At 65.4% G+C, this 21,255-nt stretch carries 20 protein-coding genes and 1 pseudogene; 11 read left to right on the top strand and 10 right to left on the bottom strand.

Translation table 11 applies throughout. From position 1 onward, the window contains the following. Positions 1 to 267 (bottom strand): annotated as a pseudogene (locus QM712_RS33905) (DUF2147 domain-containing protein); the annotation flags it as partial. A 256-nt stretch (positions 268 to 523) separates the two neighbouring features. Here QM712_RS33905 and QM712_RS33900 point away from each other — a divergent pair. Then, on the top strand, positions 524 to 1,510 hold the full coding sequence (locus tag QM712_RS33900) for an alpha/beta hydrolase family protein (RefSeq protein WP_415027512.1): 987 nt from the start codon (positions 524 to 526) through the stop codon (positions 1,508 to 1,510). 10 nt (positions 1,511 to 1,520) lie between these two features. Here the strand turns inward: QM712_RS33900 and QM712_RS33895 are convergent, their stop codons facing one another. Then, entirely contained in the window at positions 1,521 to 2,303 is a 783-nt protein-coding gene (locus tag QM712_RS33895; protein ID WP_415027511.1) for a transporter substrate-binding domain-containing protein, read from the bottom strand. A 114-nt stretch (positions 2,304 to 2,417) separates the two neighbouring features. Between QM712_RS33895 and QM712_RS33890 the strand changes: the two genes are divergently transcribed. Further along, positions 2,418 to 2,915 (top strand): DUF1993 domain-containing protein, encoded by a 498-nt coding sequence (locus tag QM712_RS33890; protein ID WP_415027513.1) that lies wholly within the window; start codon positions 2,418 to 2,420, stop codon positions 2,913 to 2,915. Between the two features lie 60 nt (positions 2,916 to 2,975). On the opposite strand, the gene QM712_RS33885 is transcribed toward QM712_RS33890, so the two are convergent. The 6 genes from QM712_RS33885 to QM712_RS33860 all read right to left on the bottom strand — a co-directional run bounded on the left by QM712_RS33885 (position 2,976) and on the right by QM712_RS33860 (position 9,095). After that, positions 2,976 to 3,449 carry a hypothetical protein gene (locus QM712_RS33885; RefSeq protein WP_415027510.1) on the bottom strand — a complete coding sequence of 158 codons (474 nt, stop codon included), beginning with the start codon at positions 3,447 to 3,449 and terminating at the stop codon, positions 2,976 to 2,978. 170 nt (positions 3,450 to 3,619) lie between these two features. Beyond that, positions 3,620 to 4,609, bottom strand: a complete 990-nt coding sequence (locus tag QM712_RS33880) for a hydroxyacid dehydrogenase (RefSeq protein WP_415027509.1) — start codon at positions 4,607 to 4,609, stop codon at positions 3,620 to 3,622. A gap of 34 nt (positions 4,610 to 4,643) precedes the next feature. Further along, positions 4,644 to 5,744 carry an ABC transporter ATP-binding protein gene (locus tag QM712_RS33875; RefSeq protein WP_415027508.1) on the bottom strand — a complete coding sequence of 367 codons (1,101 nt, stop codon included), beginning with the start codon at positions 5,742 to 5,744 and terminating at the stop codon, positions 4,644 to 4,646. A gap of 20 nt (positions 5,745 to 5,764) precedes the next feature. After that, entirely contained in the window at positions 5,765 to 6,676 is a 912-nt protein-coding gene (locus QM712_RS33870; RefSeq protein WP_415027507.1) for a carbohydrate ABC transporter permease, read from the bottom strand. Further along, complete coding sequence (locus QM712_RS33865; RefSeq protein WP_415027506.1) at positions 6,676 to 7,614, bottom strand: carbohydrate ABC transporter permease; 939 nt, start codon at positions 7,612 to 7,614, stop codon at positions 6,676 to 6,678. The genes QM712_RS33870 and QM712_RS33865 overlap by 1 nt, the downstream gene beginning before the upstream one ends. A gap of 140 nt (positions 7,615 to 7,754) precedes the next feature. After that, positions 7,755 to 9,095, bottom strand: a complete 1,341-nt coding sequence (locus QM712_RS33860; RefSeq protein ID WP_415027505.1) for an ABC transporter substrate-binding protein — start codon at positions 9,093 to 9,095, stop codon at positions 7,755 to 7,757. A 504-nt stretch (positions 9,096 to 9,599) separates the two neighbouring features. Between QM712_RS33860 and QM712_RS33855 the strand changes: the two genes are divergently transcribed. Together QM712_RS33855 and QM712_RS33850 are read left to right on the top strand one after the other, a co-directional pair. Continuing rightward, the gene (locus QM712_RS33855) at positions 9,600 to 10,421 is read left to right on the top strand and encodes a Spy/CpxP family protein refolding chaperone (protein WP_415027504.1); all 822 of its coding nucleotides are present in this window, start codon (positions 9,600 to 9,602) and stop codon (positions 10,419 to 10,421) included. 111 nt (positions 10,422 to 10,532) lie between these two features. Continuing rightward, positions 10,533 to 10,910 carry a response regulator gene (locus QM712_RS33850; protein WP_415027503.1) on the top strand — a complete coding sequence of 126 codons (378 nt, stop codon included), beginning with the start codon at positions 10,533 to 10,535 and terminating at the stop codon, positions 10,908 to 10,910. A 78-nt stretch (positions 10,911 to 10,988) separates the two neighbouring features. Here the strand turns inward: QM712_RS33850 and QM712_RS33845 are convergent, their stop codons facing one another. Continuing rightward, positions 10,989 to 11,192, bottom strand: coding sequence for a hypothetical protein (locus QM712_RS33845; RefSeq protein ID WP_415027502.1), 204 nt, complete (start codon positions 11,190 to 11,192; stop codon positions 10,989 to 10,991). 154 nt (positions 11,193 to 11,346) lie between these two features. Further along, the gene (gene glk / locus QM712_RS33840; RefSeq protein WP_415027501.1) at positions 11,347 to 12,318 is read right to left on the bottom strand and encodes a glucokinase; all 972 of its coding nucleotides are present in this window, start codon (positions 12,316 to 12,318) and stop codon (positions 11,347 to 11,349) included. Between the two features lie 272 nt (positions 12,319 to 12,590). On the opposite strand from glk, the gene pncA reads away from it, so the two are divergent. From pncA to QM712_RS33805, 7 genes are all read left to right on the top strand, one after another. Next, positions 12,591 to 13,217 carry a bifunctional nicotinamidase/pyrazinamidase gene (gene pncA / locus QM712_RS33835; protein ID WP_415027500.1) on the top strand — a complete coding sequence of 209 codons (627 nt, stop codon included), beginning with the start codon at positions 12,591 to 12,593 and terminating at the stop codon, positions 13,215 to 13,217. A 16-nt stretch (positions 13,218 to 13,233) separates the two neighbouring features. Further along, entirely contained in the window at positions 13,234 to 14,349 is a 1,116-nt protein-coding gene (locus QM712_RS33830; RefSeq protein WP_415027499.1) for an alpha/beta fold hydrolase, read from the top strand. Between the two features lie 153 nt (positions 14,350 to 14,502). After that, entirely contained in the window at positions 14,503 to 16,536 is a 2,034-nt protein-coding gene (locus tag QM712_RS33825; RefSeq protein WP_415027498.1) for an NAD(+) synthase, read from the top strand. Positions 16,537 to 16,988: 452 nt separating this feature from the next. Continuing rightward, a complete protein-coding gene (locus QM712_RS33820; protein ID WP_415027497.1) occupies positions 16,989 to 17,804 on the top strand; it encodes a sugar phosphate isomerase/epimerase family protein in 816 nt (271 codons plus the stop codon). Positions 17,805 to 17,834: 30 nt separating this feature from the next. After that, positions 17,835 to 19,472 carry an ABC transporter substrate-binding protein gene (locus QM712_RS33815; RefSeq protein WP_415027496.1) on the top strand — a complete coding sequence of 546 codons (1,638 nt, stop codon included), beginning with the start codon at positions 17,835 to 17,837 and terminating at the stop codon, positions 19,470 to 19,472. A gap of 1 nt (position 19,473) precedes the next feature. Then, on the top strand, positions 19,474 to 20,457 hold the full coding sequence (locus QM712_RS33810) for an ABC transporter ATP-binding protein (RefSeq protein ID WP_415027495.1): 984 nt from the start codon (positions 19,474 to 19,476) through the stop codon (positions 20,455 to 20,457). Further along, positions 20,454 to 21,255 (top strand): ABC transporter ATP-binding protein (locus QM712_RS33805; protein ID WP_415027494.1); only part of this gene is annotated, 802 nt, incomplete at its 3' end. The genes QM712_RS33810 and QM712_RS33805, both read left to right, overlap by 4 nt.

The following is a 21,255-nucleotide window of genomic DNA, read 5'->3' as shown; positions in this document are numbered from 1 at the left end:
TGCGACCGGCGCGGGGGCCGGAGCCGTCGCGGCCGGCGCTTGCGGGTCGGCCTTGGCTTGCTGGGGTGCCTGCGGGTCTGGCTTGGCCTCGTTCTTCTTGGCCTTCTTGGCCTTGCCCTGACCGGTATTGTCATAGACGCCGGGGATCGAGACCGTGCCGCGATCAGGATCGATCCGGATGGTGTGCCCACCATATTCGAAAGTGTATTGCGCCTGAGCAGCCGTGCTCGCCACCAGGAATGCGGCCGTGGCCAACAGCTTCCTCATTTCCATCTCCTGAGCAGGTGGTCCCCGCACCGACACTTAATCGTCGGCTCGATCGCGAAAAGTGATTTAGATCACTGTTCTCGGTATGAGTCGTGCTCCCGCCGATCCTGGTTCAATAGCACCGAAGTCGTTCCGGTGTTGAATGGCGACGGTCGCGGACCGGTGCGAAGGCCCTGATCTGGACGTGTACCAAGCGGCCACGTAGAACCGCGAGGGTTAACGTATCGCGCGACGCTCGCTTGCGGAGAGGGCAGTCATGTTGCGACGACGGATTCGCCTGATCACGCTGACCGTGGCCTGCTGTCTCGTCGTGACCGCGGTGCAGGCGGCGGGCCTTCGCTTGCTCGATGTGCCGGAGGAAACCGGCGGACCTGCGCTGAGGGGCATGGTCTGGACTCCCTGCGCGGAGTCTTCCTCGCTCGTCCCGCTGGGCGGCGGTGTCGCTCTGCCGGGCGTGATGAATTGCCCGATTGCCGGCAATCGATTGCCGCTGATCGTCGTCTCGCATGGGCGGCGCGGCTCATTTCTGGCGCACAACGATACGGCCGCGGCGCTCGCCGATGCGGGCTTCGTGGTGGCTGCCATCAATCATCCAGGCGATTGGGCTGCGGACAGCAGCCGGACCGATGAGTTCTCCGTGCTGGTCGAGCGCCCCGTCGACATCACGCGGCTCATCGACTTCATGCTGCGCTCCTGGCCGGATGCCGCCGCTCTCGATCCCAAGCGGATCGGCCTGTTCGGATTCTCGCGCGGTGCCTATACTGGTCTCGTCGTGATCGGCGGCAATCCCGATTTCGGAGCGCTCGCGGCCCTCTGCGACAGAGAGGGCGCCACAACGCCGAAATGCCGCGACGTTCGCGAGGGACGGGCGCCGACCGAGGCGCCGGCTCACGACCCCCGCATCAGGGCAGCCATCCTGGCGGATCCGCCACTCTACGAAGGCCTCTTCAGCCGCGAACGTCTGGCCGGCGTCACGATCCCAGTTCTGTTGTGGCGCTCGGCGTTCGGCGGCGATGGCGTCGTGCCCGAGGCCGTCGACGCGCTGGAACGGCAGCTTCCGGCACACCCGGACTACCGGATTGCGCCGAACTCCGTGCATTTCTCGTTCATCGCGCCGTGTCCCCCCGACCTCGCCCGGGCCGCACCGGTCCTGTGCACCGATCGGCCGGGGTTCGACCGGCAGGCGTTTCACGACGCGTTCAATGCTGCGGCGGTGGCCTTCTTCCGCGCCCATCTGGAGTGAGGCGTCACCGCTAGTCGAACCAGGCGGCGTAGATCTTCCGGTAGCTGCCGTCCTCCATGGACATGTGCAGCCATTGGTCGACGAAGGCCTTCAGCGCCGTGTCGCGCTGGAGCCAATAGGCCTTCTCCGAGAAGTCGAACGGCTTGTCTGGATGCACCGCGCAGAGCACGCCATGATGCTGCTTCTGCTGATAGCGGGTCTCGGAGGCGTCCGTCATCATCAGGTCGGCGTTACCCTTGGCGATCTCGTCGAAGATCACGGTGTTGTCGGGGAATACGGTGATGTCGGCGTCCTTGACGTTGGCCCGGGCGAAGCGCTCGTTGGTGCCGCCGGGATTGACGATCACGCGCGTCCCCTTCTTGTCGATGTCGGCGATCGTCTGGTACTTGCCGACATCGGCGCAGCGCGCGATCGGCGTCTTGCCCTCGCGCATGATCGGCGTCGAGAAGAAGCCGTTCTTCTGGCGGTCGAGCGTGACCGACACGCCGCCCATCGCGATGTCGAACTGATCGGCCTCGAAATCCTTCATCAGCTTCGGCCAGGTGGTCGGCACGAACTCGACCTTGACGCCGAGCGCCTTGCCCAGCGCTTCGGCCATGTCGACGTCGAAGCCGCGGAATTGCTGCGTGCTCTTGTCCAGATAGGTGAAGGGCAGATAGTCCCCGGTCATGCCGACGCGCAGCGTACCGCGCTTGATGATCTCGTCGAGGCGCGAGGGTGGCGGCTGCTGCGCGTGAGCCGGAACGTGTGCCAGCAACATCACGGCCAAGGTCGCCAGGATTCGAACCATCATCTCTTTTCCACCCATGCCCGAGCTGTCATTGTGCAGCCCTTGAGAGGTGGATTTAGACCAGATGCCTGCATCTGGCGAGGCGGAATTGAAAGGAATTCTGGCGTGACGATCTCGCTGTACGAGGCCTCTGTCGGCCTCTTCGTGCCGTATCTTCGCAACCTGTCGGCCCTGCTCGACAAGGGCGTTGCCTATGCCGAGACACGCAAGTTCAACCCGACGGTCCTGCTCGGCATGCGCATGGCACCGAACATGTACGATCTGGCGCAGCAGATCGGCGAAGCCTGCCGTCATGCCACCGTCGCTCCGGCGCTGCTGGCGCAGTGCGAACCGGTCGCGCTGCCGCCGCTGGAGCACGACATGGCCGGGATTCAGGCACGCATCGCGACGTCGATCGAATTCATTGAAAGCCTGCCGCGCGCCGAAATCGATGCGGCGGCGGAGCTGAAGGTCTTCTTCAGGCTGAAGAACGGGACCGAGCTGCCCTTCACCGGGCGAACGCTGCTGCTCACCAACAGCATTCCGCAGTTCTTCTTTCACGTCACGACCGCATACGACCTGCTGAGGCACGCCGGCGTCGAACTCGTGAAGAAGGATTTCCTCGGACGAAAGTAGCGGCCGGAACGATGGCCACCTCTTCTTTGGGAGAGGTGGCGCAATCCGGCCGCGGATGGCCTAGGCTTCGCCCCTGCGCTCATAATCGGCGAGCGAGCTGCGACCGGCGATTTCGCTGCGCAGCACCTCGAAACGCCGATGCGCCTCGTCCTGGTGTTCGTCGACGAAATGCACCGCGGCCTCACTCGTCATGGGGCCGCTGACCACGGGCGCCGACTGTTCGCCGATCGTCTCGTGGACATAGTACTGGCCGTCGTCGCCGCGATGCACCGTCCATTTGAGGCGGATCGCCACCATCGGACCGGGGCCGACCTTGGTGTAGCCGTCGGCATCGGTGTGCTCCGGCACCAGGGGCTGCTCCTCGACGAGCTGATGCTCGTCGGCGACCAGATACTCGTCGCTGCTGACCTGCTCATCCGCCTCGGCCTGGGTCTCGGCTGCGTCGGCGTCGCGAACGACGAGAACGGGCTCGGGGTGCTCCAGGATGCTGGCGATGGTCGCCAGCGCGTGGTCAGTCGGGTCGATCTCTGACAAGGGTTACATCCTCCAGCTCGACGCGGCCGGCTTGTGTGTCCCACTGCCGCCGCGGCCGGACACATTAGGCGCGTCGGATTAAGGCTGAGTTTGGGCTCGATCTGCACCAAAATGGGACGCATTCTGGCGTTCCGAAGGCGGGCAGGCCACCCGCCCGCCCTCCAAACCGCTCAACCGAGCACATCCTGATTGATGATGTTCTGCCGGATCGGATCGCCGTCGAGCACGCTCAGGATATTGCGCGCGGTCTGCTCGCTCATGCGCTGGACCGCCTCCACCGTAACGCCGGCGACGTGCGGGGCCATGATGACGTTCGGCAGCGCAAACAGCGCGTTGCTGACCGGCGGCGGCTCCTGCTCGAACACGTCGATGCCTGCGCCCGCCAGCTTGCCGGAGACGAGAGCATCGTACAGCGCCGCTTCCTTCACGATGCCGCCGCGTGCGGTGTTGATGAGGTAGGATTTCGGCTTCATCCGGCCGATCCGGGCGGCGTCGAACAGGCCGACCGTTTCCGGCGTCTTCGGACAATGGATGGTGACGAAATCGGCGCCGGGCAGCGCGGCGTCGAGATCGGCGACGTGCTCGCAGCCGGCGGCTGTAATGTCGGCGGCGGGCTTGTAGGGATCGTACACCTGGACCTTCATCTCCATCGCCAGGCAGCGCTTGGCGGTGCGGGTGCCGATCCGGCCGAAGCCGACGATCAGGACGGTCTTGCCGTAGAGGTCGAACGGCAGCATGCCGAGCCGGTCGGCCCATTTGCCGTCCTTGACGCAGCCGTGCATCTCCTGCGCGCGCTTGGCCAGCGTCAGCATCATGAACAGCGCCTGTTCGGCGACCGAGGGCGAGTTTGCGGTGCCCGCGACCATCAGCGGCACCTTGCGGCGGGAGAGGGCGGGCACGTCGACGGCGTCGTAGCCGACGCCGATGCGGGTCACCACCTTCATGTCCCGGGAGGCCTCGAGCTCGGTCTCCCCGAAAGCCGTGGCGCCGAGCGCCACGCCGTGGACCGGTGCATGGCTCTTCAGCAGGGCCTCGAAATCCTTGGCTGAGATCAGGTTCGGAAACTCGACAAGCTCGATATCGTCCCGCTGGGTGAGGAGGGCGCGTGCCCCTTGCGACAAAGTCTGTGTAACGAAGATCTTGTTCTTGTTGGTCGCCATCGCTCCCTGCCTGCTCGCGTTTCTTGGACCGGCGTCATAACACGGCACCGGTCTCTTCGTTTAGCAGGTGCATATTGTTGAGGTCCATCGCCAAACGCATGGGAGCCCCGTCCTTGGCGCCGGCATTGGGATTGACGCGGGCGCAGGTCGCGGTGCCATCGAGCGTGAAGTAGACCAGGGTCTCCATTCCCATCGGCTCGGTGACGTCGAGCACCGTGTCGAAGGTCTCGCAGCCGGGCTCGAGGTGCGCGTGTGCCTCGGTGAGGTGTTCCGGCCGGATGCCGAGCAGCAGCCTGTCGCTGCGCGGCAGCGCGTTGTAGCGGGAAGCACGGGCCGGCGGCAGCGCAAAGGCGATGCGGTCGGTCAGGCGGAGGTTGAGCCTGCCGCCGACGTCCTCGAGCCGGCAGGGAAGGAAGTTCATCGCGGGCGAGCCGATGAAGCCCGCGACGAAGCGCGTGGCCGGCTTGTGGTAGAGTTCGTTCGGCGTGCCGATCTGCTCGATCCGGCCCTTGTTCATCACCACGACGCGGTCGGCCAGCGTCATCGCCTCGACCTGGTCATGGGTGACGTAGACCGTGGTGGTTCGCACCTTCTGGTGCACCTTCTTGATCTCGATCCGCATCTGCACGCGCAGTTTGGCGTCGAGGTTGGAGAGCGGCTCGTCGAACAGGAAGACCTTCGGGTTGCGCACGATGGCCCGCCCCATCGCAACGCGCTGGCGCTGGCCGCCGGAAAGCTGCTTCGGCTTGCGGTCGATGAGGTCGGTGATGTCGAGCAGGCGGGCGGCTTCCGTCACCCGCTCCTTGATCTCGGCCTTGGGATAGTGCTTCAGGCGCAGCCCGAACGACATGTTCTCCGCGACCGTCATGTGCGGATAGAGCGCGTAGTTCTGGAACACCATCGCGATGTCGCGGTCTTTTGGCGGCACGTCGTTGACGACGTCGCCGCCGATCAGGATGTCGCCGTCGCTGATGTCCTCGAGCCCGGCGATCATGCGCAGGGTGGTCGACTTGCCGCAGCCCGACGGGCCGACCAGCACGATGAATTCGTGGTCGGAGATATCGAGGTCGATGCCGCGCACCGCTTCGACGTCGTCGTAACGCTTGATCACCTTGCGCAGGGAAACGTCGGCCATGAAACGTCAACCTCTCGATATCAGCCCTTTGTCGCACCGGCGGTCAGGCCGGCGATGTAGTAGTCCATCAGGAAGGCGTAGATGATGAGCGGTGGCGCGGCGCCGAGCAGCGCGCCGGTCATGATCTGGCCCCAGTTGAAGACGTCGCCCTTGATCAGCGTGGTGGTGATGCCGACCGGGAGTACGAGCTGGTCCACGGACGTCGTGAACACCAGCGGATAGAGGAACTGGGCCCACGACACCGTGAAGGCGAAGATGGTGGCCGCGATCAGCCCGGGCAGCGCGACGGGGATGAAGATCCGAGTTAGCGTCTGGAGCCAGGACGCGCCGTCGATGATGGCGGCCTCGTCGAGTTCCTTCGGGATCGAGGCGAAATAGCCGATCATGATCCAGGTGCAGAACGGCACCGTCAGCGTCGGATAGATGAACAGCAGCACGTACCAGCGATTGAGCAGCGTGATCCCGGTCAGGTCCTGAACCACAGCGAGCATCTTGAACAGCGGAATGAACAGCAGGCTGTCCGGGATCAGATAGGTCAGGAACACGCCGGTCGCGAGCGTCGTCGAACCCCAGAATTTCATCCGCGCCAGCGCGAAGGCGGCGGGAATGCTGATCAGCATGGTGATCATGACCACGACGATCGACACGATCGCCGAATTCCAGAAGAAGCGCAGGAACTGGTTGGAGGTCAGAAGCTCGACATAGTTCGACAGGGTGGGGCGAAACACCCACCACGGATTGGTCGCGGCCGAGATTTCTGCGCTGCTCTTGAGCGAGGTGATGAGCATGTAGAACGGCGGCGTCAGCGAGAACAGCGCGAACAGCACGAGGAAGAAATAGGACCAGCGCAGCGCCCAGGCGCGATCCCGGCTCATGCTGCCGTACCTGACCTTGCGCGTCGGTCCGGCCTTGTCGATGGTGAGCGTGCTCATCAGGCTTCGTTCCCGCGTTTGGAGACATCGCGAAGGATGAAGATCGCCGCGACCGCGAGGATCGGCACCATGAACAGCGACACGCTGGCGCCGAGCGGAATGTCGCTGCCCTCGATGCCGACCTTGAAGGCCCAGGTCGCGAAGATGTGGGTCTGGTCCAGCGGGCCGCCCGACGTCAGGATCCGGACGATATCGAAATTGGCGAAAGTGACGATGAGCGAGAACAGCGTCGTGATGGCGATGATGTTGCGCATCATCGGCAGCGTGATGAACCAGATCTTCTGCCACCAATTGGCGCCGTCGATCGCCGCGGCCTCGTAGAGCTGGTCGGGGACCGATTTCAGCGCGGCCAGATACATGATCATGAAGAACGGCGCGCCGTACCAGACATTGACCAGGATGACGGAGAAGCGCGCCCAGAGATTGTCGCCGAGCCAGTTGATCGGGCCGATGTGGAGGAAGGAGAGCGTGTAGTTGAAGGCGCTGTAGGAGGGGTCGAACAGCCACAGCCAGGCGAGCGTGCTCATGGCCGGCGGAATCACCCAGGGCACAAGCAGCATGCCGCGCCATTTGCGTTGGCCCTTGGCCGGCAGGTTGTGCACGAAATGAGCGACGATGAAGCCCATCAGCGCCTTGAAGAACACGGCGGTGATCGCAAAGATGCAGGACTGCTTCACCACCATCCAGAACGTGTCGCGCTTGAACAGGAAGGTGAAGTTGCCGAAGCCGACGAATTTCTGCATCGACTTGTTCAGCGTCGCAAGATGTACGGAGTACATCGCGGGATAGAGCACCAGCAGCGCGATCAGCACGATCAGCGGCAGCGTCAGCAGGAACGCGACCGTCGATTTCCGTCCCAGCGCATTGCGGAGGCCTGTCCGCTTGCGCGTGCTGGCGGCACGCACTGTGCGACCTTGCTCGACGACGACGTCAACCATGACGAAGCTTCCTCGGGAGGTGTCGAACGCGAGGCCGGCCGGGTCGGTCGGCCTCGTGCGCGATCTGCGGATGAAAGGCGCGGAGTGCTGAGGCGGATCACGTGCGGCGCGTGAGCCGCCTCGGCGGAATGCCCGACGCGCTAGCTCCGCATGAAGCCTTCGCACTCGCTTTCGGCCCAGGCGAGCGTCGCATCCAGTTTCTCGCCCTGCGCATAGCGCAGCGCCATCTTGGTGTGCGTTGCCTGGAAGTAGATCTGCTGCGCGATCTTGGGCGGCGCCGGAGATGCCGCGATCGACAGGGTCTGGTGATTGTTGGGGTTGGGGTAGTGATAGAGCGTCCCCTTCGGCGGGCCTTCCTCCGCCCAGGTCTTCAGCGTCGTCAGATTGGCGTAGGCGGGAAGATCGTAGCCGCCGCTCGCCTCGACGAATTTTTCGATCGAGGATGGCTGCGACAGGAAGGTGAGGAGGCTCTTGGCGGCCTCCTTGTTCTTGCTGAAGCTCCAGAGGCCCCAGAAGTACGGCAGGAAGGGCGCGAAGCGGCCCTTCGGCCCGGCGGGCATGCCGTGCGTCCAGCACTGCTCGGCGACTTGCGGCGCGTCGCGCTTGGCGACGGCCCAGGCGCTCGGCGGATTGAGGATGAGCGCGCCACGGCCCGAGATGAGCCATTTGTTGTTCGAGGCGTCGTCCCAGGACGGAGCATCCGGCGGCAGGAAGGCGATCAGCTTCTTGTAGTAGTCGAGCGCCTGGCGGACGGCGTCGGTCTTCACCGTGATGTCGCCCTTGTCGTTGACGAGTTCGGCACCGAACGACTGGAAGATCGCGCCGGCCGTGTCGACGCTGTCGGTGGTCTCGCCGAGGCCGATGCCGAAGGGATAGCCGCCCTTCTGGCAGGCCTCGGCCGCCTTCAGGAACGTGTCCATGGTCCAGTTGTCGGCCTTGGCGGGCGCGCCGGCCGGATACATCTCCTGCACGTCGATCCCCGCGAGCTTCTTCATCAGGTCGATGCGGGAGCAGGGCCCTTTGATCTGGCTGCCCGGCGTCGCCGGGATCGCGAGCCATTTGCCGGCGGCCTGGCCGAGATATTTGACGGTGCCGTTCACCTCGCCGTTCTGCTTGATGAGCGGCTCCATGACGTCATTGAGCGGCTCGAGATTTTCGGCATAGGCGTGAGGCCACCATGTCGGCATCTGCAGGATGTCGTGACCGGACTTGGCCTGGGCCTCGGCGGCGACCGTGAGCTGGATCTTGTTGTTGTTGCTGGTGATGTAGTCGATCGAGACGTCGACCTTCTCCTTCGCGGCCCATTCGTTGACGAGAGCCTTGGAGGCGTCGTTGGCGCCGGGGACCCAGTGGTCCCAGAAACCGATCGAGACTTTGCCGGCGGCGTAGGCGCCTCGGACATAGGGCGCTGTGATCAGCGCGGCGGAGGACATTGCAGTGGCAGCTACAAATTGACGTCGCGTCAGTTGCTTGCGTGACATCTCGTTTCCTCGCTTGGGGTGCTTTATTGTTCTGGCGTTTCCTCTGACTTTCCTGAGTTTTGCTTTTTGGTTTTGTTTTTTGGTTTTGTTGTTCGGAGTTTCTTATTGGTGCCGTCGATCCGGGGCGGCAAATCACGCGCGGCGCGGCCAATTGGTAGCGCGATCAGATCATGATTGTTCGCGTCTGTCGAGGAAGCCGAAAGACGCGCCGTCTAGAACTAACGTTGCGGCTCGCAACGTTGCGGCGCGTCGCAAGACCGGCGCGCGGCGCATGGACGGTGACGCCGTTTTGCGACGCACACATCGCGCGCGTCGGCACGCACGCGCCGTGCGCAATTACGCCGCAGTTCCGAATAAGCCTGCGTAACCGCTTTGCTGGACAGAGTTTTCGGACGTGGACAGCAATGCTCTGCGCCTAGACCTCGGAGCGGCGAGAACGATAGAGTTGCAACCGGCAGGTCGCTGCCATTCCACAGGCCAATCAGATCGACGATGGAGACCAGAATGATCCACCCGGCGCCGCCCAAGCGGCTTCGCCTGCGACGCTGGTTCGCGCTCGGGTCCGTGCTCGCATCGTTGCTCGGTGCCGCCGCGGTCGCGAATGCCCAGGGCCTGGTCAAGGGCGTTCAGGATGGTGCTGCGGCCGGTAACAAGGCGGCAGGCCCTGTCGGTGGTGTTCTCGGCGGCGCCATCGGCGGCGTGGTCGGCGTTTTCACCGGCGTGCTCGGCGTCGGCAATAACAACCCGGCGCCGGCTCCCGCGCCGGCCGCGAAGGATGCAGGCAAGGACGCCAAGTCGCCGGGAAGCGCCAAGGATGCGAAGAGCGACGCCAAGAACGATTCAAAGGGCGATGCCAAGAGCGCCAAGGCCGGCAAGGGCTCCAAGGCGACCAAGGAAGCCAAGAATGCCCCCCAGGACAACAAGGACAGCAAGGATGTCACGGTCCTGACCCAGAGCGGCGCGCCGCAACTGACCGCCGACCAGATCGTCGCCAACAGCGACGCCTATATCGAGCGCATCAAGACCGAGCTCAACCTCACCCCCGATCAGGAGAAGCATTGGTTCGGCTTCTCCAGCGCCATGCACTATCTGGGACATAATGGCGCGGAGCGGCTGAACCTGCGCATCGCCCGCGCCAAGCGGGATCCGCCGGACGACATCATCGAGCAGATGCGCAACGAGTCGCAGTTCCTGATCGACCGCGCTGCCGACCAGCGCAACGTCGCCGATGCCGCCGAACCGCTCTTTTCGAGCCTCGACGACAAGCAGAAGGAAGTCTTCATCCAGGAAATGGTACGCCTGAGCCACGAGCGCGGACTGGATTGATCGAACGTGAGGCGCATTGGCTGCGGATGGCGGGCTTCGCGCGCCACGAATTCGTGTATCCTCCCGCGAGTTCGGATATGATGAGTTTCGCGTGATGGCTGCGGGGTTGATATGACGGGCGGACTCTCCGTTTTCCTGGTTGAAGACGAGGCGTTGATCCGGATGATGATTGCCGACATGGTGGTGGAGCTTGGCCACCACGTCGTCGCGGAAGCGGACAATGTCCGGGACGCGAGCGCCTTCGCCATGACCGCGCAGTACGATTTCGCGATCCTCGACATCAATCTCATGGGTCTCTATGTCGACCCGGTCGCCGATCTGATCGAGCGGCGGGGAAAGCCTTTTCTGTTTGCGACGGGCTATGGGCCGGAATTGCTGCCGTCCTTGCTCCGGCGCAGGCCGATCCTGCGCAAGCCGATCGCCATCGCCGAGCTCAAGGCGCTGATCGAGACGCTGTTTCCGGAGCCGTCCGCCAAGACGCCGCATTGACCTGATCAATGAAAATGGCCGCACGAGAGGCGGCCATCGGCTTTGTCGTTAAGCATGAAAGCACCGGTCGCGGCGGTGTCAGTTGCGGCCGGCCTTCAGGACGTTGGCGATGGTTCGGGCCGTCATCGCGGCGCGGTCGGAAGCGCGCTGGGCCGCCAGTCGGTCCCTGGCCTGTTCCTCGATCAACAAGTCGATCAGGGCCAGCCGCTTATCCTCGTCATCCGCCTCGGTCAGCAGGCGATGATAGCGGTGATAGTCGAATCCGACGTCCTGTTTACGCATGTCACGCCCCCGTGCAAACGCCACACACGGCGAGAGTGTTTCTCATCGGAAACGAGCGGGCAAGCACGATCCCGCATGGAACTCCATCTAGGATGAATCAGCTGTGAATTACCCGGCGCTGGACGTTGCGGGAACTGCCCAGCGCCTGTCGCGCTCAGTCGGGATTGTGGTCTGCGAACACCTGCAGCCCGAGGAAGCTCGCATCCGGTTTGACCACCAGCCGCGTCGGGATGTTGCGCAGATAGTCCTTGAAGCGTCCCTTGGCTTCGAAGCGTGTCCGGAACGCGGAGGCGGCAAGGAACTCCGGGAAGCGTGGCGCGATCCCGCCGGCGATGTAGACGCCGCCGCGCGCGCCGAAGGTCACCGTGAGATTGCCGGCGACGGAACCGAGGATGGCGCAGAACATGTCCAGCGTTGCGCGGCTGAGTGCGCAGCTGCCGTCCAGGGCGGCCTTGGTGATGCCGGCCGCGTCGCGTTGCGGCGCCTGGATGCCGTCGACCTCGCCCAGCGCCTCATAAAGGCTTTGCAGGCCCGAGCCGGACAGCGCGCCGCGCTCGATCGAGACATGCCCGAGACGGCGACGCAGGCTTGCGATCACGCGCTCCTCGCGCTCGTCTTCAGCCGGCAGGGTCGCGTGCCCGGCCTCGGTGACGACGGCCAGCCGCGCGCCATGCCGCTCGACCAGACAGGAGACGCCGAAGCCGGTTCCAGGCCCGACCACCAGCAAGGGTTCGCCGGCCAGACCATCCTGCCCGCCGAGCGGGATCAGGTCGGCGGGCTGCAAGGCGGGCAGGGACCAGGCCACCACCTCGAAATCGTTGAGCACATGGACGCGGTCAAAACCAAGGGCAGGCTGCAATTCGTTGCCGTCGATGATCCACGGGCTGTTGGTCATGACACAGCGGTTGTTGGTCACCGGGCCGGCGACCGCCAGAACGGCCCGGCTCGGCCGCCCGTCACCGGCGCGTCGCGCCAGGACGTCGGCGATGGCCTCTCCGACCGTCGGGAAATCGGCGACCTTCACATAGTCGATCGGTCCGATCTTGTCGCCCTCGCTCAGCGCGAAACGCGCGTTGGTGCCGCCGATATCGGCGAGAAGAATCTTTCCTGTCTTGCCGATACTCATGACTTCGCGGTTTCCGCGGCGTTGAGGCCACGGGAACCCTTTTCCTCCGCTCCTTCGATGCGATCCGCCTGTCGCGGACGCCAGAGAATCCGCCGTTGGGTGCGGCTAGTCAACACGGACGGCGCCAAACCGTTGCATGCCGGCGACGATGGAGACGTCATATCGGGCGATATCGCCGCACGCGGTCGACGGTTGCGAAGCGGCGCCGGAATGTCGACATTGGAAAGAGTTTTGGGCGCCGGCCGTGCCGGACCGAGCGAGTGGGGCTTGCGATGAAGATTTCCGACCGCGACGTGCTGCTGGTGATCGACGTGCAGAACGACTTCTGCACCGGCGGGGCGCTCGCCGTGCCCGGCGGCGAAACGGTCGTTCCCGGCATCAACCGCATCGCCCAAAAATTCGCCAACGTGGTGCTGACCCAGGACTGGCACCCGCACGACCACGTCTCTTTCGCCTCGAATCATGCGGGGCGGCAACCGTTCCAGACCATCGAACTCGACTATGGCACCCAGGTGCTCTGGCCCTCCCACTGCGTGCAGGGGACCGCCGGCGCCGAATTCCATGCGGACCTCGATGTCGCCCGCGCGAGCCTCGTGGTGCGCAAGGGCTTCCGCCGCGGCATCGATTCCTATTCGGCGCTGTTCGAGAACGACCAGAGCACGCCGACCGGCCTGCTCGGATATTTGCGCGAGCGCGATCTGAACACGGTCTTCGTGGCGGGTCTCGCGCTCGACTTCTGCGTCCGCTTTTCGGCGGAGGATGCCCGCAAGGCGGGGTTCGAGGTCGCGGTGATCGAGGACGCCTGCCGCGGCATCGACCTCGACGGCTCGATGGCGGCGACCCGTCAGAGTTTCAGGGAGCGCGGCATTTCGACGGTCGGCGTCGAAGCGTTGCTGTGAGGACGATGGGCTAGTGGTGGCAGAGACGACCGGCAGGCAACAAGGCAAACCGGATCAGACCCCGGACGATCCGCTGTTGTGGCCGTATGCGGCGGCACGACTTGCCGTGGATGCCTGCTTCTGGTGGTTGCGGGCGGTCCCGGCGGAGGAGGGCGACAGCAGCCTGCCATGGACCACGCCCGGCGCCGTGGCGCTGGAGCTTGCGACCATGCGTCTGCGCGATTGCGCGCGAGGGCGGTCCGGCCAGCCCGCTTTGGTCTGCGCGCCCTATGCGCTGCATCGCGCCCAGATCGCCGACTTCGCGCCGGGCCACAGCGTCGTGCAGTCGCTGCAAGATGGCGGCATCGACCGTGTCTACCTCACCGACTGGCGCTCGGCGTCGCCGGACATGCGCCATCTCTCGATCGACAGCTATCTCGGCGATCTCAATGTCGCCGTTGACGAGATCGGCGCGCCGGTCGACCTCGTCGGCCTGTGCCAGGGCGGTTGGCTCTCGCTGCTCTATGCGGCGCGTTTTCCGGCCAAGGTGCGGCGGCTGGTCCTGGTCGGCGCGCCCGTCGACCTCACGATCGAGTCCGGGTTGTCGCGGCTCGTCCGAAATGCGCCCGAGCTGGTGTACGAGCAGCTCGTCGCGCGCGGCGGCGGCAACGTCAGCGGCAAGGAGATGCTCCATCTGTGGTCCAGGCCGCCGGGCCACGACGATATCGCGGCGGCCCTGCAGAGGAGCCTTGCGGATGAGGAAGGGGCGGCGCTGCTCGCGCGCTTCGACCGCTGGAACGCGGAGACGCTCAACCTGCCGGGCGCCTATTATCTGCAGGTCGTGAACTGGATATTCCGCGAGAACCGGATCGCGGCCGGGAGCTTCGTCGCGCTCGGCCGCAACATCCGCCTGAGCGACGTCAATGCGCCGGTCCTCCTGCTGGCCGGGCTCGATGACGATGTCGTCCCGGCCGCGCAGGCGTTCGCGATCGCCGGTCAGCTCGGCACGCCGCCGGCCTTCGTCGCGGCGGCATCGGAGCCCTGCAATCATCTCGGCCTGTTCATGGGCGCCAAGACCCATTCCCATGCCTGGCCCCGGATCGCCGCGTGGCTGCGCGACGATCGCGCCGGCGTGCTCGCACGCACCGCCTGATCGCAGCCGGGACATGGGCCGGCGAAGGTGCAAATCCGTTATGCATGATGGCGGATGGCCTGCACGGAGCCATGTCGATGGGCTACATATGGCAGGTGCCGGCGGCCGGTTCGACGGCGGCCGGTCGCGACAAGATCAAGGATACCGCGCTCGATGAGTTTTCACTCGATCTATGCCCATGGGTTTGCGCGCGTGGCGGCTTGCGTCACCACCTCCCATGTGGCCGATCCCACCGCCAACGCGAAGGCGATCCTGGCGGCGGCGAACGCCTGCCACGCGCAGTCGGCGGCAGTGGCCGTCTTTCCCGAGCTGTGCCTGTCCGGCTACGCGATCGAAGATCTGGTGAAGCAGGACCCGCTGCTCGATGCGGTCGAGCGCGGGCTCGTCGCGATCGTGGAAGCGTCCTCGGAATTGATGACGGTTTTGATCGTCGGCGCGCCGCTGCGTTTCGGCGCGCGCATCTACAATTGCGCCGTCGTCATTCACCGCGGCAACATCCTCGGCGTGGTGCCGAAAACCTATCTGCCCACCTATCGTGAATTCTACGAGGGACGGCATTTCGCCTCCGGTGCCGGGATGACCGGCGAGGGGATCGCGATCGGCAGATTTCATGCGCCGTTCGGCGTCGATCTCCTGTTCGCGGCCGAGGACGTCGCGGGCCTCACCATCGGCGTCGAGATCTGCGAGGACATGTGGATCCCGGTGACGCCGGCCTCGGAGCTCGCGCTCGCGGGGGCCAGCGTGCTGATCAATCTCTCGGGCAGTCCGATCACGATCGGCCGGGCGCGCTCGCGCGCATTGCTTTGCCAGTCGACGTCGGCGCGCTGCCTTGCGGCCTATGTTTATTCGGCCGCCGGAGCGGGGGAGTCGACCACGGATCTCGCCTGGGATGGCCAGACCTCGATCTACGAGAACGGCGTGTTGCTGGCCGAGGGCGAGCGGTTCCGCCAGGACGGCCAGATCACCTGCGCGGACGTCGACCTCGACCTGTTGCGCCAGGAACGCGCGCAAATGGGAACGTTCGACGACAATCGTCGTCAGCGCGAGGGCTTCTACCGAAAGATCACCTTCGCCCTGAAGGCGCCGACCGGCGACATCGGCTTCCTGCGCAAGGTCGAACGCTTTCCGTTCGTGCCGAGCGACGAGAGCCTGCTCGAGCAGGATTGCTACGAGGCCTACAACATCCAGGTCGCAGGTCTGGTGCAGCGCATGCGCGCGACCGGCACCAAGCGCGTCGTAATCGGCGTCTCGGGCGGCCTCGATTCCACGCATGCGCTGATCGTCGCGGCCAAGGCGGTCGACCAGCTCGGCCTGCCGCGCGAAAACATCCTCGCCTACACCATGCCCGGCTTTGCCACCGGCAGCGAAAGCAAGACCAACGCGCTCGCGCTGATGAAGGCTCTGCAGACGAATTGGCAGGAGCTCGACATCCGCACCACGGCCACGCAGATGTTGAAGGATATCGGCCATCCCTTCGGCAAGGGCGAGCCGGTCTACGACGTCACTTTCGAGAATGTGCAGGCGGGGTTGCGCACGGATTACCTGTTCCGGCTCGCCAACCATCACGGCGGCATCGTCATCGGGACCGGCGATCTCTCCGAGCTCGCGCTCGGCTGGTGCACCTATGGCGTCGGCGACCAGATGGCGCACTACAACGTCAATGCCGGGGTGCCGAAGACGCTGATCCAGCATCTGATCCGCTGGGTGATCGCCTCGAGGCAATTCGGCGAGGACGTCGACAGGACACTGACCTCGATCCTGTCGGCCGAGATCTCGCCCGAACTGGTTCCGGTCAAGCCCGGCGAGAAGCCGCAGAGCACGGAAGCCTCGGTCGGACCGTACGAGCTTCAGGATTTCAATCTGTTCTATACGCTGCGCTACGGACTGCGGCCGTCCAAGATCGCCTTCCTGTCGCTTCATGCGTGGAAGGACGTCGCCGAGGGCGAATGGCCGCCGGCCTTCCCGGCCGACCGGCGCAGGGCCTATGAGCTTCCGGAGATCCGCCGCTGGCTGGAGACATTCCTGCGTCGCTTCTTCGCCTTCAGCCAGTTCAAGCGCTCGGCGATGCCGAACGGGCCGAAGGTGTCGGCCGGCGGCTCCTTGTCACCGCGCGGCGACTGGCGCGCGCCATCGGATTCGAGCGCTGCGGCGTGGCTTGAGGATCTCGAGCGGAACGTCCCGAACTGAACGGGCAGGGTGGCCCGAAAACACATCGCGCCGCGTGGCCCATACGGCCCGCGGCGCGATGTCGCGTTCAATCTGGAAGAGCGAGGTCCGGAGTGCCTAGGAGTCCGGACCTCGTCTTGCCCCAGCCTTGATCCCCCGCCCCATGTGTCCCCCGACTCCATGCCGCGCGATCAGAGGGTGATGCCCTTGGAAGGCCGCCGATCGATGTGCGCGATGTACGCGAAGTATGGTTAGGACTCCATTCCGGATCACTACGGACAAGCACGCGCTCGCTTGCGCGCGTTGATGCGTTCGTGCGCATCGGCTGCTGCCTGAATTCGATGCAGCGCGCGATGCACGCGGCGGCTGGATGTCCACATCTCACGCGCCCCGCGAGCCCGGGATTTCACGGGCCTGTCATTGAACTGGTCTAGCGCTGCGCCTGTCATCGCTGACAGTCAAAGGAGCACGCCATGTCGAAGCCGGTGTTGGGCGCCGCATTGTCCATCAAGTCGATCCCTGCTCACCGCGACTGGCTTCTCGAACGGCAACGCGATCTGGAAATCCAGGACTTCTTCCGCGCCGATCTGCTCGACGGCGACTGGCGCAGCACCGCGAGCGAGATCAAGCAGATGCTCGCAGGCCATACCGGCCGGCTCGGCATCCACGGCCCGTTCTGGGGCTTCAAGATCGACAGCCACGATCCGATGATCCGCCAGGCGGTGACCAGGCGCCTGCAGCAGGGCCTTGATGCGGCTGAATTCCTCGGCGCGACGCAGATGGTGATCCATTCGCCGTTCACGACCTGGGACCACAACAATCTCGATCTCTATCCGGACAATCGCGGCAATGTCGTCGAACGCGTCAAGGCGACGCTCGCCGATGTGATCGCGCGCGCCGAAGCGATCGGCTGCGAGATCGTCATCGAGAACATCGAGGACAAGGATCCGCGCGATCGCGTGCGCCTCGCCAAGGCGCTCGAAAGCAGCAAGGTCCGCGTCTCCCTCGACACCGGCCACGCCAACTACGCGCACGTCTCGACCGGCGCGCCGCCCGTCGACTACTACGTCGAGACCGCGGGCGACATGTTGACGCATGTGCATCTGCAGGACACCGACGGCTTCGCCGACCGGCACTGGGCGCCCGGCGAAGGCAACATTCCGTGGGTCGCCGTGTTCCGCGCGCTGGGTCGGCTGAACTCGAACCCGCGTCTGATCCTGGAGCTTCGCAACCACGACGACGTTCGCACCGGCGCAGCGCATCTGGCCGCGCTCGGTCTCGCCGAATAACCGACATCACAGAGGGCAGGGGTTATCGTCATGAGCAAATTCACCCGTCGTACCATCCTGAAGTCCGGCACGGTCGCCGCAGGCACGCTGTTGCTGCCGCGCTTTGCGATCGCGCAGGCGGACAATCGTCCGTCCGTGACGATCGCCGTGCAGAAGGTCACCAACTCGAACGTGCTCGACGTGCTGCGCGAGCAGTCCAATGTCGGCGAGCGCGTGTTCTTCTCCTCGATCTGGGAAGGCCTGATCTCGAAGAACTGGCGCGGCAATCTCGAGGCCGTGCCGGGTCTCGCCACCGAATGGCGCCGCATCGACGACCAGACCGTCGAGGTGAAGCTGCGCCAGGGCGTCAAGTTCCACAACGGTGACGAGCTGACGTCCGAGGACGTCGTCTTCACCTTCAGCCGCGCCCGTATGTTCGGCGACACCGAGGCCAAGAGCCGCTCCACCATCCAGGCCTTCGAGAAGAATCCTACGCCGCGTCCGGGCAAGGAATTGCCGCCTGACGTGCCGGCCGTCGCGCGCCGCATCTGGCCCGACCTCGTGCGGGTCGATGCCGTCGACAAGTACACGGTCCGTTTCTACAACGCGACGCCCGACGTCACGATCGAGGGCCGCCTGTCGCGCTACGGCTCCGATATCGCCAACCGCCGCGCCTGGGAAGAATCCGCGAGCTATCTCGACTGGGCGCGCAAGCCGATCACCACGGGCCCCTACAAGGTCGTCGAGCTCAAGCCCGACGTTTCGCTGACCCTCGAGGCGCACGACGAATATTGGGGCGGCCGGCCGCCGCTCAAGCGCATCCGCTTCCTGGAAGTGCCGGAAGTCGCGAGCCGCATCAACGGGCTGCTCTCGGGCGAGTACCAGTTCGCCTGCGACATTCCCCCGGACCAGATCGCCGGCATCGAGAAGAACACCGCGTTCGAAGTGCAGGGCGGCACCATCCTCAATCACCGCCTGACCGTGTTCGACAAAAACCACGCGCAGCTCGCCAACCCCCTCGTGCGCCGCGCCTTCACCCATGCGATCGACCGCCAGGCGATCGTCGACAGCCTGTGGGCCGGCCGCACGCGCGTGCCGAAGGGCCTGCAGTGGGAGTTCTACGGCGACATGTTCAACGCCGACTGGAACGTGCCGGCCTACGATCCCAAGCTCGCGCAGGATCTCCTGAAGCAGGCCAACTACAAGGGCGATCCCATTCCGTATCGCCTGCTCAACAACTACTACACCAACCAGGTCGCGACCGCGCAGGTTCTGGTCGAGATGTGGAAGTCGGTCGGCCTCAACGTGCAGATCGAGACCAAGGAGAACTGGTCGCAGGTCATGGAGCGCGCCCCGACCCGCGCCGTGCGCGACTGGTCGAACTCGGCCGCCTTCAACGATCCGGTGTCCTCGCTGGTCGCCCAGCACGGGCCGAACGGCCAGCAGCAGCAGATCGGCGAGTGGACCAATGCCGAACTGAACACGCTCTCCGAATTCCTGGAGACCTCGACCGACCGTGCCGCGCGCAAGAAGGCGTTCCACCGCATGCTGGAGATCGCCGAGCGCGAGGATCCCGCCTACACGGTGCTGCACCAGAACGCGACGTTCACGGCCAAGCCGAAGTCGATCAAGTGGAAGGCGGCCCCGGCGTTCGCGATGGACTTCCGCGCCGGCAATTTCGAGGCGTGACGTGACGCCGCTCGTCAGCATCCAGGGCCTCAGCGTCGCCTTCAACGGCGTGCCGGTCCTGCGCGGTGTCGATCTCTCCTTGCGCAAGGGCGAGGCCATCGGCCTCGTCGGCGAGTCCGGCTCCGGCAAGTCGGTGACCTGGCTCGCCGCGCTGGGGCTGCTGCCGCGGCACGCAAAGGTCTCCGGCTCGGTGCGGCTCGACGGCCGTGAGCTCCTCGGCGCTCCGGCTTCCGAGCTCGATCAGGTGCGGGGCGGGCGGGTCGCCATGATCTTCCAGGATCCGGCCAGCGCGCTCAATCCCGTGCTGACCATCCGCAGGCAGCTCTGTGAAGCGCTGGCGCTGCATCGCGATCTCTCGGGCGAGGCGGTGAAGGCGGAGGCGCGGCGCCTGCTCGATCTCGTCGGCATCCCCGATGCGGCCCGGCGGCTCTCCGCCTATCCGCATGAATTCTCGGGCGGCCAGGTCCAGCGCATCATGATCGCGATGGCGCTGGCCGGAAACCCGGACCTGCTGATCGCGGACGAGCCGACCACCGCGCTCGATGCCACCATCCAGGCCCAGATACTCGAACTGCTCTCGTCGGTCCGGCGCGAGATGAACATGGCGATGGTGCTGATCAGCCACGATCTCGGCGTCGTCGCCGAGAATTGCGACCGGGTCGCGGTGATGTATGCCGGCCGCATCGTCGAGCAGGCCCCCGCCAACCAGCTCTTCGCCGACCCCGTGCATCCTTATGCGCAAGGTCTGATCGGCGCGCTGCCGCCGCTCGACGGTCCGCGCCGGCGCCTGACGGCCATTCCCGGCACCGTGCCCGATCCGGCGCGCATGCCGAGCGGCTGCGCCTTCGCGCCGCGCTGCGCGCTGGCGGCAGATCCGTGCGCTCTCGGCGCGCCGACGCTGGCGCCGATCGCCGACGACCGCGCGGTCGCCTGTGTCCGTGCGGAGGCCTCGCGCCGCACACTGCTCGGGATCGCCGCCGAATGAGCACGCCGCTCGTCGAAGTGTCCGCGATCTCGCGCAGCTATACGATGCGCGCCGGCATGTTCGGTCGCAGCACGGCCGTTCACGCGGTCGACGGAGTCTCGCTCAGCATCCCCAAGGGTGAAACGCTGGGCCTCGTCGGTGAATCCGGTTCGGGCAAGTCCACGACCGGCCGCATCGTGCTCGGTCTCGAACCGCCCGATGGCGGCGAGGTGCGCTTCGACGGCAAGCCGATGGCAGCGCCGGGAACGGCTGCGTGGCGTGCGCAACGGGCGCGCATGCAGATGATCTTCCAGGATCCGCTGGGCGCGCTGGACCGCCGGTTGCAGGTCGCGGCCCAGATCCGGGAACCGCTCGACATTCACGGCATCGGCACGCCGGCCGAGCGCGAGGACCGCGTTCGCGAGCTGCTGCGCGGCGTCGAGCTCACGCCCGCGCATGGATCGCGCTATCCGGGCGCGCTCTCCGGCGGTCAGCGGCAGCGCATCGTGCTGGCGCGGGCGCTGGCGACCAATCCCGATTTCCTCGTCTGCGACGAGCCGGTCAGCGCGCTCGACGTCTCGATCCAGGCCCAGGTGGTGAACCTGCTCGCCGATCTGCAGGCGCGGCTGTCGCTGACATTGCTGTTCATCAGCCACGATCTACGCGTCGTCCGGCAGATCAGCAACGTCGTCGCCGTGATGTATCTCGGCCGTATCGTCGAGATCGGCAGCGCCGACGATCTGTTCGCGCGGCCCGAGCACCCCTACACGCAGGCGCTGGTGTCGGCCTCGCCGGCGCCGGGCCGCCGCAGCGCGGGTC

The organism is Bradyrhizobium sp., assembly GCF_047605465.1.
Taxonomy (GTDB): domain Bacteria; phylum Pseudomonadota; class Alphaproteobacteria; order Rhizobiales; family Xanthobacteraceae; genus Bradyrhizobium.
The sequence above is the reverse complement of the archived record's forward strand: the minus strand, read 5'-3'. Positions and strand labels throughout refer to the sequence as shown.

Excerpts from the sequence above, each read along its gene's own strand:
- QM712_RS33900 (WP_415027512.1), top strand. The coding sequence starts at position 524 with ATGTTGCGACGACGGATTCGCCTGATCACGCTGACCGTGGCCTGCTGT.
- QM712_RS33895 (WP_415027511.1), bottom strand. The coding sequence starts at position 2,303 with ATGATGGTTCGAATCCTGGCGACCTTGGCCGTGATGTTGCTGGCACAC.
- QM712_RS33880 (WP_415027509.1), bottom strand. The coding sequence starts at position 4,609 with ATGGCGACCAACAAGAACAAGATCTTCGTTACACAGACTTTGTCGCAA.
- QM712_RS33875 (WP_415027508.1), bottom strand. The coding sequence starts at position 5,744 with ATGGCCGACGTTTCCCTGCGCAAGGTGATCAAGCGTTACGACGACGTC.
- QM712_RS33870 (WP_415027507.1), bottom strand. The coding sequence starts at position 6,676 with ATGAGCACGCTCACCATCGACAAGGCCGGACCGACGCGCAAGGTCAGG.
- QM712_RS33865 (WP_415027506.1), bottom strand. The coding sequence starts at position 7,614 with ATGGTTGACGTCGTCGTCGAGCAAGGTCGCACAGTGCGTGCCGCCAGC.
- QM712_RS33860 (WP_415027505.1), bottom strand. The coding sequence starts at position 9,095 with ATGTCACGCAAGCAACTGACGCGACGTCAATTTGTAGCTGCCACTGCA.
- QM712_RS33855 (WP_415027504.1), top strand. The coding sequence starts at position 9,600 with ATGATCCACCCGGCGCCGCCCAAGCGGCTTCGCCTGCGACGCTGGTTC.
- QM712_RS33850 (WP_415027503.1), top strand. The coding sequence starts at position 10,533 with ATGACGGGCGGACTCTCCGTTTTCCTGGTTGAAGACGAGGCGTTGATC.
- QM712_RS33845 (WP_415027502.1), bottom strand. The coding sequence starts at position 11,192 with ATGCGTAAACAGGACGTCGGATTCGACTATCACCGCTATCATCGCCTG.
- glk (WP_415027501.1), bottom strand. The coding sequence starts at position 12,318 with ATGAGTATCGGCAAGACAGGAAAGATTCTTCTCGCCGATATCGGCGGC.
- pncA (WP_415027500.1), top strand. The coding sequence starts at position 12,591 with ATGAAGATTTCCGACCGCGACGTGCTGCTGGTGATCGACGTGCAGAAC.
- QM712_RS33825 (WP_415027498.1), top strand. The coding sequence starts at position 14,503 with ATGAGTTTTCACTCGATCTATGCCCATGGGTTTGCGCGCGTGGCGGCT.
- QM712_RS33820 (WP_415027497.1), top strand. The coding sequence starts at position 16,989 with ATGTCGAAGCCGGTGTTGGGCGCCGCATTGTCCATCAAGTCGATCCCT.
- QM712_RS33815 (WP_415027496.1), top strand. The coding sequence starts at position 17,835 with ATGAGCAAATTCACCCGTCGTACCATCCTGAAGTCCGGCACGGTCGCC.